Below are 15,522 nucleotides of genomic sequence, written 5' to 3'. Positions count from 1 at the left end.
AACAATGTTGCGCGTGTCAAGTTCCCGATCGGCGTACCATCATGGGGATCTCGCGCACGCGCTGGAAGCCGCGGCGATGCAGCTGCTGGCCGACAAGCCCGCCACCGAGATCAGCCTGCGCGAGGTCGCGCGCGCGGCCGATGTCAGCCACAACGCGCCGTACCACCACTTCTCCGATCGACGCGGGCTGCTCAAGACCCTCGCCGAGCGCAGCATGGCTGAACTCGTCGCCGACGTCCGTGCGGCGTTGGAGGGTGCCCCGGACGCGACGGCAGCGCTGATCGCCGGCGGCCAGGCGTACATCCGCTTCGCCGTCGAGCGACCCCACGCGTTCGACGTCATCTACGACCCGACGGTCTGCATCCCCGGCGCGCCCACCGCGACCATGGCGCCCCTCATCGACGAGCTCGAGACGCTGCTCGGGGGCGCGGTCGTCGACGCCGGTCTTCGCGCGAGCGACCTCACCGCGTGCTGGGGGCTCGTGCACGGACTCGGCACGCTGGCCGCGGCCGGGCACTTCCGTCTCGACGTGGCGACGGACTCGTTCGAGTCCGCGGCGCGGGCGATGCTAGCGGGCTGACCGACCGGCGGGCGTGCGCAGCTGGACCAGCCGACCCGATCCCTCGATCAGCTCGGCCCACGAGTCCACTTCGACGCGGCACTCCGCGACCGCGCACGTCGGGAACTCGACGAAGGTCCCGGTGAGCTCGGCCACGGCATCGTGCATCCCGGGGTTGTGACCCACGAGCATCGCGACCTCCGCCTCATCGGGCAGACGCGACGCCGCCGCCAGGATCGAACGCGCCGACGCCGCGTACAGCAGCGGCTCGTGCACGACCTCGACACCGTGCACCGCGCCGTACTCGGCGGCGGTGGTGCGCGCCCGCACCGCCGTGCTCGAGACGATGTGCGTCGGTCGGATGCCCTCGTCGCGCAGCCGTAGAGCCATGTCGGGCGCATCACGCCGGCCTCGGGCGTTCAGCGGCCGGTCATGATCGGCCAGCGCCGGGTCGCCCCAGTCGGATTTGGCGTGACGGGCCAGCAGCAGCGTCTTCATGCCGCCCATTGTCACATCCCGCAATCCTGGGAGCCGTCCTCAGCGATCATCCGGGACTCCCACAGGCGGGGTTTCCTACTCTCGAGGGATGTCCTATTCCGCACATCGCCCTGGTCGGATGGATTCCCAGGGGCGGATCTCGTTCGAGACCGATGCGTCCGACGGTTCGGTGACCGACGAGGACCTCGACTTCCTGCGACACTACGAGCCGGCCGGCAGCGACTCTCCGGCGGGAGACGCCCTGGTCCCTGAGCGACCTTCGTCTCATCGCTCCGCTCCTCGCTCAGGAACCGCGGAGCGAGACGAAGGGCCGGCGTCCGAGCCCGTGGCATCCGAGACCCCCGCTGCGCCACCCCGCGCAGCGCGGCAGCCCCGGGAGCGTCGCCCGCGCCGCGCCGTTCGACGGGCGGAGCGCACCCCCGGCTCACGCGAGCGCACCCCCGGCTCACGCCTGCGCACGCTCGCGATCCTCGGCGGGGCCGAGGGTGAGATCCTCGACCGCGTGCCCGGCGAGACCCCGCGCTTCGTCCAGATGTTCTTCGTGCTGCTGGGTACCGCACTGGTCTCGGCGATCTCGATGCTGTTCGCCCTGACCACGGGCGTACAGGTCGCGATCTGGGTGGCCGTGCCGCTCGCGATCGTGTGGGCCGGCATCATCTTCAATCTCGACCGCTTCCTCACCTCGACCATGACCTCGACGCGCAGCGTCGCCAAGCTGATCGGCCTGGCGGTGCCGCGTGTCGCGATGGCGGCCCTGATCGGCGTGCTCGTCGCCGAGCCGCTCGTGCTGCAGGTGTTCCACAACGACATCTCGCGCGAGGTGGCATCGACCAACATCACCCAGTCACAGTCCGATCAGGACGCACTCGAGGCCGGACCCGAGAAGAAGGCACTCGACGCAGCATCCGAGCGCGTCGCCGTCCTCGAGAACCAGGCGGCCACCGGCGTCGTCGCGGGCACCGACGAGGGATCGGCCAGCACATCCGCGGCGGCCTCGACCGTCGACGACCTCACCGCCAAGATGACCGAGCAGCAGCAGGTCATCGATGACGCCCGTGCGCTCTACCAGTGCGAGCTCACCGGCGAGGGCGCCGGCGAGGTGCCCGGCTGCACGGGCGTGAACGGAGAGGGCTCGAGCTCGGATGCCGCCAAGGCGCAGCTCGCCCAGGCCCAGCAGACCTACGACGCGCTCGCCGCGCAGCTGCGCGACGCCAACGACGACCTCGCCGCCGCCGAGACCGCTGCCAAGCAGAACACCTCGGCGTCGGAGGCTACCAACCGCCAGCAGGCGCAGGACCAGCTTCCGGCCGCGCAGCAGACCTACGAGCAGGCGCTCGCCGCGTACAACGCCCGCGCCGACTCGGTCGCCGCCGGCAACGCGCAGGCGGTCGGGCTGCTCAGCCAGATCACCGGGCTGAACCGCCTCGCGGCGAAGGAGCCCACCATCTGGTGGGCGCACTGGCTGATCGCCGCCCTGTTCTTCATGATCGAGCTGCTGCCCGTGCTGGTGAAGGTTCTCACCAGCTGGGGCGATCCCTCGCTGTACGAGAAGACGAAGGCGATCCGCAAGCAGGTGCAGCTCGACCGCGTGACGGCCGACGGCTTCCGTGATCGCGCGGCGATCGTCGCCGAGAGCGCCGCGGCGCCGGCCGCGGGTGCGTCCGCCCAGACCTCGGATGCCGCACTGCAGACGGCGGATGCTGCACAGCGCGAGACGGATGCTGCAGCATCCGATCCCGGCAACGGAACGACCCCGTCGGCCGACCCCGGCCCGCCGACCGGGCCGGTGACGCGCGCCGACCTGCGCGAGACCGCCGGCGTCTGAACCCGAACATCAGCCCCCGCCAGCCCGTCCAGGTCGCAATGGATGTCGCTATTCCTGGCGAATAGCGACATCCATTGCGACCTGAAGTGCGGGACGAGGCAGGATGGCAGCAACGATTGCGACCTGAACAACCGTCGGAGAGGATGGCGCCATGACGTCGCGCAACGTGGTGTGCATGGCCGGAGTGATCGCGGTGGCGCTGTACGCCGCCTGGGCCGCGGTGCAGATCCTGGTGCTGAACCCGCTCGCCGCCGTGCCCGGTGCCTCACTGGCCGAGGTGTACGCCGAGATGGCCGCCGTCGGGGAGCGGATGCCCGTGACCGGCGTGCTCGTGTTCCTCGGGATCGGCGTCGTCATCGCCGTGGTCGTCGCGGTGCTCAGCATCCGATCCCGCCTCGATGCGACCGTGACCGCGCTGCTGTTCGCGAGTGTGCTCGCGCTGGGCGTGCCGGCGTACTTCCTCGCCTCGTTCGGCCCCGGCATGTCGGTCGCCGATGCGTTCATGGTCTCGGGTGCGGATCTGACGCCCTGGGCGGCGCCGCTGTACATCGTGAGCCTGCTCGCCTCAGGAGCGATCGTCGGCCTCGCCGTGCGACTGGCGCGCCGACGGCCCGCCGCCGCGCCCGCATGACCTGCGCGGCAGTAGCGTGGACGGATGGTCAACTATCGCTATCTCGGTAACAGCGGACTCAAGGTCTCGGAGATCACCTACGGAAACTGGGTGACGCACGCCTCGCAGGTCGGCGACGATGCCGCCGTCGCGACCGTGCACGCCGCACTGGATGCCGGCATCACCACCTTCGACACCGCCGACACCTACGCCAACACCGCGGCCGAGGTCGTGCTGGGCAAGGCCATCGCCGGGCAGCGCCGCGCGGGCCTTGAGATCTTCACGAAGGTGTACTTCCCAACCGGGCCGAAGGGCCCGAACGACACCGGCCTCAGCCGCAAGCACATCCTCGAGTCGATCAACGGGTCGCTCAAGCGACTCGGCACCGACTACGTCGACCTGTACCAGGCGCACCGCTTCGACTACGAGACCCCGCTCGAGGAGACCATGCAGGCCTTCGCCGATGTCGTGCGGCAGGGCAAGGCGCTGTACATCGGCGTCTCGGAGTGGACCGCCGAACAGCTGCGCGACGGGCATGCGCTGGCCCGACAGCTGGGCGTGCAGCTGATCTCGAACCAGCCGCAGTACTCGATGCTGCACCGGGTCATCGAGAGCAAGGTCGTGCCCACATCGCAGCAGCTGGGCATCTCGCAGATCGTCTGGTCGCCGATGGCTCAGGGCGTGCTCAGCGGCAAGTACCTGCCCGGCCAGCCGGTGCCCGACGGGTCAAGGGCGACCGACCCGCATTCGGGCGCCGAGTTCATCAAGCGCCTCCTTCAGGATGACATCCTCGAGGCCGTGCAGCGGCTGAAGCCCATCGCCGCCGAGGCGGGTCTGACGATGCCGCAGCTCGCGATCGCCTGGGTGCTGCAGAACCCCAACGTCGCCGCGGCGCTGGTGGGCGCTTCGCGCCCCGAGCAGCTCGCCGACACGGTGAAGGCCTCCGGTGTGACGCTGGACGCCGAGGTCATGACCGCGATCGACGAGGCGCTCGCCGGTGTCGTGAACGACGACCCCTCGGCGACGTACGACGTGTCGCCGAAGACACGACTGGTCTGAGGTCGCTCAGCCTGCCGCTCAGGTCGCAACGGATGCCGCTATTCCGCACGGATAGCGGCATCCACTGCGACCTGGACCGGGGTCGGCGCTACTCCTTGACCGCGCCCGAGGTCAGACCCTGCACGATCCAGCGGCTCGCGAGGGCGAACATCACCATCGTCGGCAGGATCGTCAGCACGGCTGCGGCCGACATCGAGCCCCAGTCGATGTTGAACGTCGAGATGAAGCCGTTCAGCGCCGAGGGCACGGTGCGGTTCGCATCGGTGTTGATCAGCACCACCGACAGGAACAGCTCGTTCCAGCAGTTCACGAAGTTGAAGATGAACGCCGCGATGATGCCGGGCGTCATCACCGGAACCAGCACCCGGAACAGAGCGCCGAGCCGCGAGCATCCGTCGATCATCGCCGCCTCCTCGAGGGCGTCGGGCACGTTCTCGAAGAAGCCGCGCAGCATGACCGTCGAGAACGGGATGCAGATCGCGATGTACACCAGGATGAGACCGGGCTTGGTGTCGACCAGGCCCAGATCGCTCATCATCGAGTACAGCGGCCCGAGCGCGATGAACGCGGGGATCATCTGCGTCAGCAGGAACGCGATCAGCACCGGTCCCTTGCCGCGGAACTCGAACCGGGCCAGCACGTAGGCGCTGAGCAGCGCGATCAGGGTCGCCACGGCGCCGGCGGTGACGGCCACCAGCGCCGAGTTGCCGAGGAACACCCCGAACGAACTCGTCTCGAACAGGCCGACGTAGTTGTCGAGCGACGGCTCGCTCGGCCAGTACTCGATCGGGTAGGCGTTGATCGTGCCCGGCGACTTGAACGACGTCAGCGCGATCCAGTACAGCGGGAACAGCGTGATGATCAGCCACAGCCCCAGGCCTACCACCCGCACGACGCCGCCGACGGTCACCCGGCGCGGCGGGCGCGGGGCGTCCGCGGGGTTCGGCACGGTCACCCGGCGCGTCTCGGTCATGGTGCGTGCGGTCTCGATGGTGCTCATCGCTGCGCCCTCCTCATCGCCATCAGGTAGAACGCGCAGAACACGAACAGGAACGCGACGACGATCAGTCCGATCGCGCTCGCGATGCCGTAGTTGCCCTGCTGGGTGTAGTTGATCATCCACGTCGTGATGATGTGCGTCTGGTTCGCGGGGCCTCCGCCGGTCATCGCGTAGATGATGTCGGGGAAGTTGAAGATCCAGATCACGCGCAGCAGGATCGTCAGGAACAGCGTCATCGAGATGTACGGGATGATGATCGAGAACAGCTGACGGGCCTTGCCCGCACCGTCGAGGCTCGCCGCCTCGAGCACGTCATCGGGCACCGACTGCAGGGCCGCGAGGATCATGATCGCGAAGAACGTCACGCCGTACCAGATGTTCGCCACGATCACGGCGAACATCGCCAGCTTCGGATCGGCCAGCCACGGCAGCGGGGCGTCGATCAGGCCGGCCTTCATGAGCAGGTCGTTGATCACGCCGAACTCGGCGTTGAACATCCAGCGGAACAGCATCCCGATCAGGAAGCCGGACACCGCCCACGGGAAGAACACCAGCGCCTGGTACAGCCCGCGGAAGCGGAACCTCTTGCGCAGGGCCAGTGCGATGAGGAAGCCGATCACCAGCTGCGGGACGAGCGAGCCGACCACCCACAGCACCGAGTTCCACGCCACCGTCCCGAACGACGGGTCCTGGAACACGGCGACGAAGTTGTCGAAGCCGACGAAGGGCGTCGAGGTGAGGTCCCACAGGTTCCAGTCGTGGAACGCCATGCGGGCGCCCTGCAGCATCGGGAAGTACGTGAACCAGCACACGAACACGATCGCCGGCAGCATGAACGCGAGCAGCGTCAGCGCGTGCCGCGCGCGGAACGGTCGCCGGCGGGCCGGGGAGGCCCCGCCGGCTGTGCCGGCGGAGCCTCGTGTGCGGGCGCTCGTGCGAGTGCGCAGTGCCAAGGGTCAACCCTTCTCCGAGGCGTATTTCTCCGTCCAGAACTCATCCCAGGACGACAGCAGCTCTTCGGTGGTCATGCTTCCCAGCAGCACCTTCTGCACGTCCTGATCGGACTTCTGGATCCACTCGGTCCACCAGCTCACGCCACGCGGCTGCTGCACGTTGACGTACGTGTCGGGGTTCTCGGTCATCGTGACGTAGCTCGTCCACGGGCCGGTCGAGTAGAACTCGTCGTCGGATGCTGCGGCGATGATCGGCACCAGGCTGTTGGCCTGCGCGAATTCGGTCGCGGGCTCGGCCGACGACAGGAACTCCACCAGCTTCGTCGCGGCCTCCTTGCTCTCGCTGGCCTCAGCCACACCCCAGCCGGCGACGGCCAGAGGCTGCGCCGCCTTGCCCGAGGGGCCCACGAGCAGCGGCGCCGTGTCCCACTGGTCCTCGGTCAGCGAGGACTCCTGCACGGTGGCGATGACCTCGGGGTCCTGCAGCAGGAACGCGGTCGAGCCGTTGGTGAAGCCGGCGACCATCTCGGGGTAGCCCCACGACACGGCCGACGGCGGGGAGGCCTGCTCGAACAGCGCGAAGTAGTCGTCGAGGGCGTCCTGCGCCTCGGGGGCGGCGAAGATCGTCGAGCCGTCCTGCAGGAGGAACGCGTTCTCGACGTCGAGGTCGTCCATGACGTACGCCTCGATCGCCGCGACCACGTTGCTGTTGGCGTTCTGCCCACCGCGGAACGCGTACCCGTAGGTGTTGTTCTTCGGATCCTGGATGGCCGAGGCCTGCTCGAGCAGATCCTTCCAGCTGTGCGGCGGGCCGTCGAAGCCGGCCTGCTCGACGAGGTCCTTGCGGTAGAACAGCGAGAGACCGTAGAAGCCATAGGGCACGAAGTAGCTCTTGCCGTCGGCGGCGACCGATGCCGCCTTCGCGTTGTCGGTCAGTGCGTCCCAGCCGTCCCACGACTCGAGGTCCGAGCCGAGGTCGTGCAGCCAGCCGTTGTTGGCGAACGGCCCGACGGTGATGTCGCGCACCTCGAGTACGTCGACGCCCTTGCCGGACTGCAGCATCTGCTGGATCTTCTGATCGGCCTGCTCGGTGGGCGGTGAGACGAGGTTGACCTTGATCTTCGGGTTCTCGGCCTCGAACTCGTCGAGCAGGCCGCGGATCAGGTCGGTGCGGGCGGGGTTGGTCAGGCTCTCGACCATCTGCAGGGTGACCGAGCCGTCTTCCGCCGGGCCGGCGCCCGAGGAGCATCCGGTCAGGGCGAGGACGGCGACGGTGCCGATTCCCGCAGCGGTCAGCATCTTGCGCTTCATGATGTGCCTCTGTTCTTTCGTGTGTCGTATCGGGTGTCAGGAGATGGTGCTGAGGTGCGCGGGGCGGATGCCGGCGCGGGTGAGCAGCTGCGGGACGCAGCGCTCGACGAAGGCGTCGAAGTCGGACGTCTCGGTGTACAGGTGCACCGAGAGGCGGAAGTAGCCGATGCCGCGGAAGCTGGTGAACGCGGTCTCGACGCCGACCTCGTCGAGCAGCTGCATGCGCAGCTCGTCGGCCTCTTCGCGGGTCGCCCCGAGTCCGAGTGGCAGCCGGATCAGTCGCATCGACGGCACTGCCCCCGGCAGCTGCATGAGGGGGTCGTCATCGCTGTAGGGGCGCAGCGCCTGAGCGATCGTCTCGGCGCCGGCATCCGCGATCGAGGCGAGCGTCTCACGTGCGTTCGCCCAGCCGTACTCGCGCTCGACGAAGTCGACCGCGGCGGGAGTGGCCAGGTACGAGGTCGCGTCGATGGTGCCCTGGGTGTCGAAGCGCCCGGGGTACGGCTCGCCGGCGCCCCAGGAGTCGATCAGCGGCCACAGGTCCTGCCGGTCGGCGGCTTCGGTGACCAGCAGGGCCGAACCGCGCGGAGCGCACGGCCACTTGTGCATGTTGCCGAACCACCAGTCGCCGCCGCCCTGCTCTCGGGCGTTCTCGATCAGACCCGGGGCGTGCGCTCCGTCGACGAGTGTGCGCACGCCCCGCGTCGTCGCCAGTTCGGCGATGCGGCGCGTGGGGAGGGTGCGTGCGGTGGGCGAGGTGATCTGGTCGACGAGGATCAGACGGGTGCGGTCGGTGAGGGCATCCGAGAATCGCTGCACGATCTCGTCATCGGATGCCGACAGCGGCAGCTCCACGGTGCGCACCGACGCGCCGAAGCGACGCGCCAGGCGCTGCGCGCCCATCGTGATCGCGCCGTAGCCGTGGTCGGTGACGAGGATCTCGTCACCGACGCTCAGGCGCAGTGCGTTGTAGACGACGGTGGCCGCTGCGGACGCGTTCGGCACGAAGACGCTGTCGGATGCCCGTGCCCCGACGAACGGCGCGGTGCGCTCGCGCGCCTCGTGGACGCGCTCGGCGATGCGGGGGAACCACTCCACGGGGCTGCGGTCGGCGCGGGCGCGCATCTCGTTCTGCTGGGCGACGACAGAGGTCGGCACGGCGCCGAAGGAGCCGTGGTTGAGATGGATGAGGTTCGGATCGAGCGGCCAGGCGTCCTTGGCGCGGGCGAACGACTTCAGCGAGAGCGAAGCGGGAAGGGGTGTGGCCGTCATGGATCCTCGTCGACAGTTCAGAGAGTTGTTGCACAACTGTGCCACATCCTCCGCGATCTCGCGACTGAATGATGCAAGAATCGAAGAAGTTGTTATACAAATTGGTGTTGAGAGTGTCATCCGTCAGACTCGCTGGAGAAGCACCGCATCAGAGGGGAGCGGCATGAGCGCGCTGGACACCGCCGTGCACGGACTGCGCGCGCTGATCGCCGAGGGCACGCTGCGACCCGGTGACCGTCTGCCGAGCGAGGGCGAGCTGTGCGAGCATCTCGGTGTCTCGCGGGGCTCGCTGCGCGAGGGCATCCGCATGCTGTCGGCGCTCGGCGTGCTCGAGACGCGACACGGCTCGGGCAGCTACGTGAGCGACCTGAACGCCGGCGACCTGATCGGCAGCCTCTCGCTGACGGTCGGTCTGCTCCCACTGGAGTCGATCCTCGAGCTGTACGAACTCCGCCGCGCGCTCGAGGCGCACGCGGCGGCGCTGGCCACGGCGCGCATCTCTCCCGACGAGATCGCCGAGCTGGAGGCGATCCTGGTCGAGCTCGAGGGGACCGTCGACGACGGCGAACAGTCCGCCCTCGATCACCGGTTCCACATGCGCGTGGCAGAGATCGCCGGCAACTCGGCGCTCGCCAGCCTGCTGGCGGTGTTCCGCGCCCGCTCGCGCGCCTACCGGATCTTCCGCACCGAGAGCGCCGCCGAGATCAAGGTGCTCTCGGATGCCGGGCATCGGTCGATCCTGCGGGGACTGCAGTCGCGCGATCCCGTGGCTGCATCGTCGGCCGCCGCCGGCCACGTCGCGCAGACCGAGTACTGGCTGCGCAAGCTGCAGCCCGACGCCATCGGCCTCACCGACTGACGCCTTCACCGACCTGCGGCCTCACCGACTGACGCCTTCACCGACCTACGGCCTCCCGACTTACGGCTCACCGTCACTCCAGGTCGCAATGGATGCCGCTATCCGCGCGGAATAGCGGCATCCATTGCGACCTGAACGAGAATACGGCCCCCCGCAGGAGCTCAGAGTGCGCCGAAGACGGCGCCGGGGTTCATGATGCCGTCAGGGTCGAGGGCGCGCTTGATGCGCAGGTTCAGCTCGAGCACGTCGTCGCCGAGGTAGTCGGCCAGCCAGGGCTGCTTGAGCCTGCCGACGCCGTGCTCGCCGGTGATCGTGCCGCTCAGGGCGATGGCGAGATCCATCACCTCGCCGAAGGCGATCTCAGCGTTCGCCCGCTGCTCGGCATCCGTCGGATCCAGCACGATCAGCGGATGCGTGTTGCCGTCACCGGCATGGGCGACCACCGCGATCTCCACGCCTCGGGTCTCGGCGATCACGCGCATGCCGTCGATCAGATCACCCAGCCGCGGCAGCGGCACGCCGACGTCCTCCAGCAGCAGTGCTCCGCGCTTCTCGACCGCCGGGATCGCCTGCCGACGCGCCTCGATCAGCGCCTCGCTCTCGTCGGGATCGCTGGTCGCGTACACCTCGGATGCCCCGTGCATCCCGCACGTCTGCTCGATCATCTCGATCTGCTGTGCGGCGATCTCGACGGATTCGTCGGACTGCACGATCAGCATCGCGGCCGATTCACGGTCGAGGTCCATGCGCATCATGTCCTCGACGGCGTTGATGGTGACGCGGTCCATGAACTCCAGCATCGACGGGCGCATGGCGGCCTTGATGTCGACGACGGCGCCGATCGCGCCCTCGACCGTCGGGAACATCGCCACCAGCGTGGTGGGAGCGCGCTGCGCGGGAACCAGCCGCAGCACCGCCTCGGTGACGATGCCGAGCGTGCCCTCGCTGCCGACGAACAGCTTCGTCAACGAGAGGCCTGCGACGTCCTTCAGGCGCGGCCCGCCGAGCTTCACGGCGCGGCCGTCGGCCAGCACGACGGTGAGCCCCAGCACGTAGTCGGTCGTCACGCCGTACTTCACGCAGCACAGCCCGCCGGCGTTGGTGGCGACATTGCCGCCGATCGAGCAGAACTCCTGCGACGACGGGTCGGGCGGGTACCAGAGACCGTGCTCGGATGCCGCCGACTTCACCTCGGCATTGAACGCGCCGGGCTGCACGACGGCCATCTGCAGGGCCGGGTCGATGCGGATCTCGCGCATGCGGTCCAGCGATATCACGATCGTGCCGTCGACGGCCGAGGAGCCTCCCGACAGGCCCGAGCCCGCACCGCGGGGCACGATGCCGATGCCCTCGCGCGCCGCGATGCGCACGACGGCCTGCACATCCTCGGTCGAGGTCGCGCGCACCACGGCGAGCGGAGTGCCCGCGTTCGGATCCTCGGCGCGGTCGCGACGGTACGCCTGCAGCGAGTCGGGGTCGGTGATGAGCGACCCCTCGGGCAGCGCGGAGCGCAGGTCGGCGATGGCGTTCTCAGCGGTCACAGGGCACCTTTGCGGGAGTCGGATGCCGGCGGCGCCGGCGGGCGGAAGACGTTCAGTCCAGCGTGATGTCGACCTGGATCTCGGCGGCGATCCGCTCGAGCGCTGCGCGCAGCGCATCGAGGTCCACCGACGCCGGAACCGTGGCGGTCACCGATGACTCGAACAGCCGCCCACCGGCCATCGCGGCATCCCGCGTCTCGGTGGTCATGCTCTCGATGCTCAGGGCATGGGTGCTGAGCACACCCGAGATCTCTCGCACGATGCCGGGGCGGTCATTGCCCAGCACGGTCAGCGAGACGCGCTGTTCGACGTCGGATTCCGCTGCGCCCGCGCCCGCGTGGACGGTGATCGTCAGCATCCCCTCGAGGGCGCCGAGCGCCGCACGCAGGTCGCCCACGCGCTCTTCGGCGACCGAGATCTCGATCACCCCCGCGAAGGTGCCGGCGAGCTCGGCGAGGCGGCTGTTCTCCCAGTTGCCGCCGTGGGCATCGACGACATCGGCAACGGCGGAGACGAGTCCGGGGCGATCCGCTCCCGCGACCGTGAGGATGAGCGTGGTCATGCCGCCCAGACTAGCCCGGTGCCGGCCGTCGGCGGTTCACAACTCCGGAGAAAACGGTCCGCTGAGCGGTGAAAGTGGCGCGGAGCGCCCGAACCGGCGTGAATCTCCGGAGTCTTGGACGGCGCGCCGCCCAGAGCGAGCTCGAGAAGCCGGCTCAGCCCCAGGCGCCGCCACCCAGGAACCGCTCCATGCGCTCCCGATGCGGCGCCAGGTCCCAGCCCTGCGCGGCCACCCACTCGTCGGAGTAGTACGTCTGCGCATAGCGGATGCCGCTGTCGCAGATCAGGGTGACGACGCTGCCGGTCTCGCCGGCATCGCGCATCCGCCCGATCAGCTCGAACGCCCCGTACAGATTGGTGCCCGTCGAGCCGCCGGCGAGGTGCAGGCTGCGCTCGCGCAGCAGCCGGATCGCGGCGATCGAGGCGGCATCGGGCACCGGGATCATCTCGTCGATCACGCTCGGCACGAACGAGGGCTCCACCCGTGGCCGGCCGATGCCCTCGATGCGGCTCGGCGCTCCTGTGGCATCCGCGTCGCCCTTCCAGGCGGCGTAGAACGCCGAGCCCTCGGGGTCGACGACGGCGACCTGCGTCGCGTGGCGGCGGTAGCGCACGTAGCGTCCGAACGTCGCGCTGGTACCGCCGGTGCCGGCGCCGACGACGATCCAGCGGGGGATCGGATGCCGCTCCTGCGCCAGCTGGCTGAACACGCTCTCGGCGATGTTGTTGTTGCCGCGCCAGTCGGTGGCGCGCTCGGCGTAGGTGAACTGGTCGAGGTAGTGACCGTTGCACCCGGCGGCGAGGCGTCGCGCCTCGGGCGAGATGTCTTCCGCCCGGTCGACGAAGTGGCAGCTGCCACCGTAGAACTCGATGAGGTCGATCTTCTCCTGGCTGGTCGAGCGGGGCACGACGGTGATGAAGGTCAGGCCGAGCATGCGGGCGAAGTACGCCTCCGAGACGGCCGTCGAGCCGCTCGACGACTCCACCAGCGTTGTGCCCTCATCGATCAGGCCGTTGACCAGCCCGTACAGGATCAGCGAGCGGGCCAGGCGATGCTTCAGCGACCCGGTCGGATGCACCGACTCGTCCTTCAGATACAGGTCGATGCCCCACTCCGCCGGCAGCGGGAACAGGTGCAGGTGCGTGTCGGCCGAGCGGTTGGCATCCGCCTCGAGCACCTGGATGGCGGAACTGACCCACTCACTCATGCTTCGAGCGTAACGGCCGCGATCACGCGATGCGGATGAGCGCCCCGCGGGAGTTCTCGGCGTCGAGCCGGAACTCGAACCGCGAGCGGTCGCCGCGGTGATAGGCGATGAAGAACTCGATCGGCCGGTCGCCGGCGTCGCGGCTAACGCTGCGCAGGCGCAGCAGAGCGGCGCCCGCGGTCACGCCCAGCAGCAGCGCCTGCTCGTGCGTCGCGACGGTCGCCTCGGCCGAGCGGATGCCGTGCGTCGCCGTGATGCCGTGCTCGGCGAGAAGACCGTAAAGCGAGGCGTCGCGCAGATCGGCATCGAGCGAGTGGATGCCGACGGCCTCGGGCATCCACGTCGTCGACAGCGACCATGTGTCGCCGTCGACGTGACGCAGGCGCTCGAGCACGATCACCGGGTCGCCCTCGTCGAGTTCGAGGGCGGCGGCGACCTCGGCGTCGGCGGTGATGCGCTCGTGGCGCAGCACGTCGCTGTGCACGTGCCCGCCGCGCCGCTCGACCTCTTCGTACAGGCCGACGAGGGTGTGCACGAGCGACTCCGGCGTGCGCGGCCGGGCGACGAACGTGCCCTTGCCCTTGACGCGCTCGACGAGACCCTCGTGCTCGAGCTGTCCCAGCGCCTGCCGCACCACGGTGCGGGAGACCCCGTACTGCTCGCACAGCCGGTGCTCACCGGGCAGGGGGTCGCCGGGCTGCAGGCCCTCGTCGTCGATGTGCTCGATGATCAGACGACGCAGCTGGTCGTACATCGGTGCGGCGGAGCGACGGTCGATCGCCTCGATCATGGTGGACTCCTCGTCGGTGACGTTAGTCAGTATGCGACGCCGGCCTGCAGGATCACGTTGGCGTACGGGGTGAACTCGCCCGAGCGCACGAACGCGCGCGCCGCACGGGTCTGCTTCTTGAACTCGACGTGCGGCACGAGGGTGATCTCGATGCTCGGCAGCCGCTCGCGCAGCGCCTCGAGCACGTGCGGGCTCGCCTCGGCGACCTCGGCCGACACCGTCGCGCCCTCCACGACCAGTTCGGCGAGCACCGTGTCGAGCACATCGAGGAACGCGGGGGAGCCGGGCCGGTAGGCGAGATCGATGCGCTCAGCATCCGGCGGGATCGGCAGGCCGGCATCGGTGACGACGATCAGGTCGGTGTGGCCGGTCTCGCTGATGACGCGCGACAGCGCGGGGTTGATGGTGGTGTTCGTCTTGCGCATGGTGGCCTCTCTCAGCTCTCGGATGCCCGGGTCCACCCGGAAGCGGCGAGCAGGGCATCCACCTCGTCCCGCTTGGGCAGGCTGGGCGACGCACCCTGCCGGGTGACGGCGATCGCGCCGGCCGCGCTCGCGAGCCGGGTGGCGTCGGCGAGCGACCAGCCCTCGGCGAGGGCGGCGCCGAGGTATCCCGCATAGGCGTCGCCCGCCGCGGTGGTGTCCACCGGCTCGACGGGGATCGGGTCGATGAACGTGGTGCCCTCGGCGGTCACGACGCACGAGCCCTTCTCGGCCATCGTGATGACCGCGGCCCGCGCGCCCTGGGTCAGGAACCAGCGCCCGGCGCGCTCGGCGGATTCGGCACCGGTCACCTCGATGCCGCTCATGATCGTCGCCTCGGTCTCGTTCGGCGTGACGATGTCGATGTGCGCCCACACCTCGGGGTCGAGGGTCGCGGCGGGAGCCGGGTCGAGTACGACCGTCATGCCGTGCTCGCGGGCGCGCGAGGTGATGTGCAGCGTGAGCGATGCCGGGGTCTCGAGCTGCGTGAGCAGCACCGAGGTCGTGGGGGCGAGGGCCTCGAGCGCCGCATCGATCTGCTCGGGGCTGAGGTGCGCGTTGGCCAGGGGCACCATCACGATGTCGTTCTGCGCCGAGGCGTCGACGCGGATGTGTGCGATGCCGGTGGGGCCGGGCACGGTGCGCAGGTGCGCCAGGTCGACCCCGGCGCCGCTCAGGCCGTCGACGACGAGGTCGTGGAACAGGTCGTCGCCGACGCAGCCGACGAAGCTGGTGCGTGCGCCGGCGAGGCCCGCGGAGACGGCCTGGTTGGCGCCCTTTCCGCCCAGCAGCAGGGTGAACTCGTCGCCCAGGATCGTCTCTCCGCGTGCGGGAAGGCGCTGCGAGAAGGTAGTCACGTCGGCGGTGACGCTGCCGACGATGACGACACCGGTGCGGGTGGACTGGTCGCTGGTCATATTCTCCCGATCGTCGGTGACGTGGCATCCGCTGTGACGTGGCATCGTCTTTTGACAGAGGCGGATGCCGTCATTAC

16 protein-coding genes are annotated in these 15,522 nt (G+C 69.2%); 5 read left to right on the top strand and 11 right to left on the bottom strand.

What is annotated here, in order from left to right:
- Positions 1-13: 13 nt before the first annotated feature.
- Positions 14-580 (top strand): TetR/AcrR family transcriptional regulator, encoded by a 567-nt coding sequence (locus tag WDU99_RS06150; protein ID WP_337331564.1) that lies wholly within the window; start codon positions 14-16, stop codon positions 578-580.
- On the opposite strand, the gene WDU99_RS06145 is transcribed toward WDU99_RS06150, so the two are convergent.
- Positions 569-1,057 (bottom strand): SixA phosphatase family protein, encoded by a 489-nt coding sequence (locus WDU99_RS06145; protein ID WP_337331563.1) that lies wholly within the window; start codon positions 1,055-1,057, stop codon positions 569-571. The two genes, WDU99_RS06150 and WDU99_RS06145, sit on opposite strands and share 12 nt — an antisense overlap.
- Before the next feature lie 88 nt (positions 1,058-1,145).
- On the opposite strand from WDU99_RS06145, the gene WDU99_RS06140 reads away from it, so the two are divergent.
- The 3 genes from WDU99_RS06140 to WDU99_RS06130 all read left to right on the top strand — a co-directional run bounded on the left by WDU99_RS06140 (position 1,146) and on the right by WDU99_RS06130 (position 4,551).
- Positions 1,146-2,882, top strand: a complete 1,737-nt coding sequence (locus WDU99_RS06140) for a DUF4407 domain-containing protein (RefSeq protein WP_337331562.1) — start codon at positions 1,146-1,148, stop codon at positions 2,880-2,882.
- Between the two features lie 151 nt (positions 2,883-3,033).
- The gene (locus WDU99_RS06135) at positions 3,034-3,513 is read left to right on the top strand and encodes a hypothetical protein (protein ID WP_337331561.1); all 480 of its coding nucleotides are present in this window, start codon (positions 3,034-3,036) and stop codon (positions 3,511-3,513) included.
- 24 nt (positions 3,514-3,537) lie between these two features.
- Positions 3,538-4,551, top strand: coding sequence for an aldo/keto reductase family protein (locus tag WDU99_RS06130; RefSeq protein ID WP_337331560.1), 1,014 nt, complete (start codon positions 3,538-3,540; stop codon positions 4,549-4,551).
- A gap of 88 nt (positions 4,552-4,639) precedes the next feature.
- On the opposite strand, the gene WDU99_RS06125 is transcribed toward WDU99_RS06130, so the two are convergent.
- Genes WDU99_RS06125 through WDU99_RS06110 form a run of 4 tightly spaced genes read right to left on the bottom strand, consistent with a single transcriptional unit; the run spans position 4,640 to position 9,087 of the window.
- Positions 4,640-5,551 (bottom strand): carbohydrate ABC transporter permease, encoded by a 912-nt coding sequence (locus WDU99_RS06125; protein ID WP_337331559.1) that lies wholly within the window; start codon positions 5,549-5,551, stop codon positions 4,640-4,642.
- The gene (locus WDU99_RS06120) at positions 5,548-6,504 is read right to left on the bottom strand and encodes a carbohydrate ABC transporter permease (RefSeq protein ID WP_337331558.1); all 957 of its coding nucleotides are present in this window, start codon (positions 6,502-6,504) and stop codon (positions 5,548-5,550) included. Before WDU99_RS06120 ends, WDU99_RS06125 begins: the two co-directional genes overlap by 4 nt.
- Positions 6,505-6,507: 3 nt before the next feature.
- On the bottom strand, positions 6,508-7,815 hold the full coding sequence (locus tag WDU99_RS06115) for an ABC transporter substrate-binding protein (RefSeq protein WP_337331557.1): 1,308 nt from the start codon (positions 7,813-7,815) through the stop codon (positions 6,508-6,510).
- A gap of 36 nt (positions 7,816-7,851) precedes the next feature.
- Positions 7,852-9,087 (bottom strand): aminotransferase class V-fold PLP-dependent enzyme, encoded by a 1,236-nt coding sequence (locus tag WDU99_RS06110; protein WP_337331556.1) that lies wholly within the window; start codon positions 9,085-9,087, stop codon positions 7,852-7,854.
- Between the two features lie 163 nt (positions 9,088-9,250).
- Between WDU99_RS06110 and WDU99_RS06105 the strand changes: the two genes are divergently transcribed.
- Positions 9,251-9,946 (top strand): FadR/GntR family transcriptional regulator, encoded by a 696-nt coding sequence (locus WDU99_RS06105; RefSeq protein WP_337331555.1) that lies wholly within the window; start codon positions 9,251-9,253, stop codon positions 9,944-9,946.
- Positions 9,947-10,107: 161 nt separating this feature from the next.
- On the opposite strand, the gene WDU99_RS06100 is transcribed toward WDU99_RS06105, so the two are convergent.
- From WDU99_RS06100 to WDU99_RS06075, 6 genes are all read right to left on the bottom strand, one after another.
- Complete coding sequence (locus tag WDU99_RS06100) at positions 10,108-11,487, bottom strand: FAD-binding oxidoreductase (protein ID WP_337331554.1); 1,380 nt, start codon at positions 11,485-11,487, stop codon at positions 10,108-10,110.
- A gap of 52 nt (positions 11,488-11,539) precedes the next feature.
- Positions 11,540-12,049 (bottom strand): glycine cleavage system transcriptional repressor, encoded by a 510-nt coding sequence (locus WDU99_RS06095; protein WP_337331553.1) that lies wholly within the window; start codon positions 12,047-12,049, stop codon positions 11,540-11,542.
- A gap of 154 nt (positions 12,050-12,203) precedes the next feature.
- Positions 12,204-13,256: a PLP-dependent cysteine synthase family protein gene (locus WDU99_RS06090; RefSeq protein WP_337331552.1), complete on the bottom strand. Its 1,053-nt coding sequence runs from the start codon at positions 13,254-13,256 to the stop codon at positions 12,204-12,206.
- Positions 13,257-13,278: 22 nt separating this feature from the next.
- Positions 13,279-14,046, bottom strand: a complete 768-nt coding sequence (locus WDU99_RS06085; RefSeq protein ID WP_337331551.1) for a GntR family transcriptional regulator — start codon at positions 14,044-14,046, stop codon at positions 13,279-13,281.
- Between the two features lie 26 nt (positions 14,047-14,072).
- The gene (gene rbsD, locus WDU99_RS06080; protein ID WP_337331550.1) at positions 14,073-14,471 is read right to left on the bottom strand and encodes a D-ribose pyranase; all 399 of its coding nucleotides are present in this window, start codon (positions 14,469-14,471) and stop codon (positions 14,073-14,075) included.
- A gap of 11 nt (positions 14,472-14,482) precedes the next feature.
- Positions 14,483-15,445, bottom strand: coding sequence for a ribokinase (locus WDU99_RS06075; RefSeq protein WP_337331549.1), 963 nt, complete (start codon positions 15,443-15,445; stop codon positions 14,483-14,485).
- Positions 15,446-15,522: the final 77 nt, after the last annotated feature.

It is taken from the genome of Microbacterium bandirmense (assembly GCF_037204185.1).
Classification (GTDB): domain Bacteria; phylum Actinomycetota; class Actinomycetes; order Actinomycetales; family Microbacteriaceae; genus Microbacterium; species Microbacterium bandirmense.
Note: the sequence above shows the minus strand (reverse complement) of the source record. Positions and strands in the feature narration are given on the sequence as shown.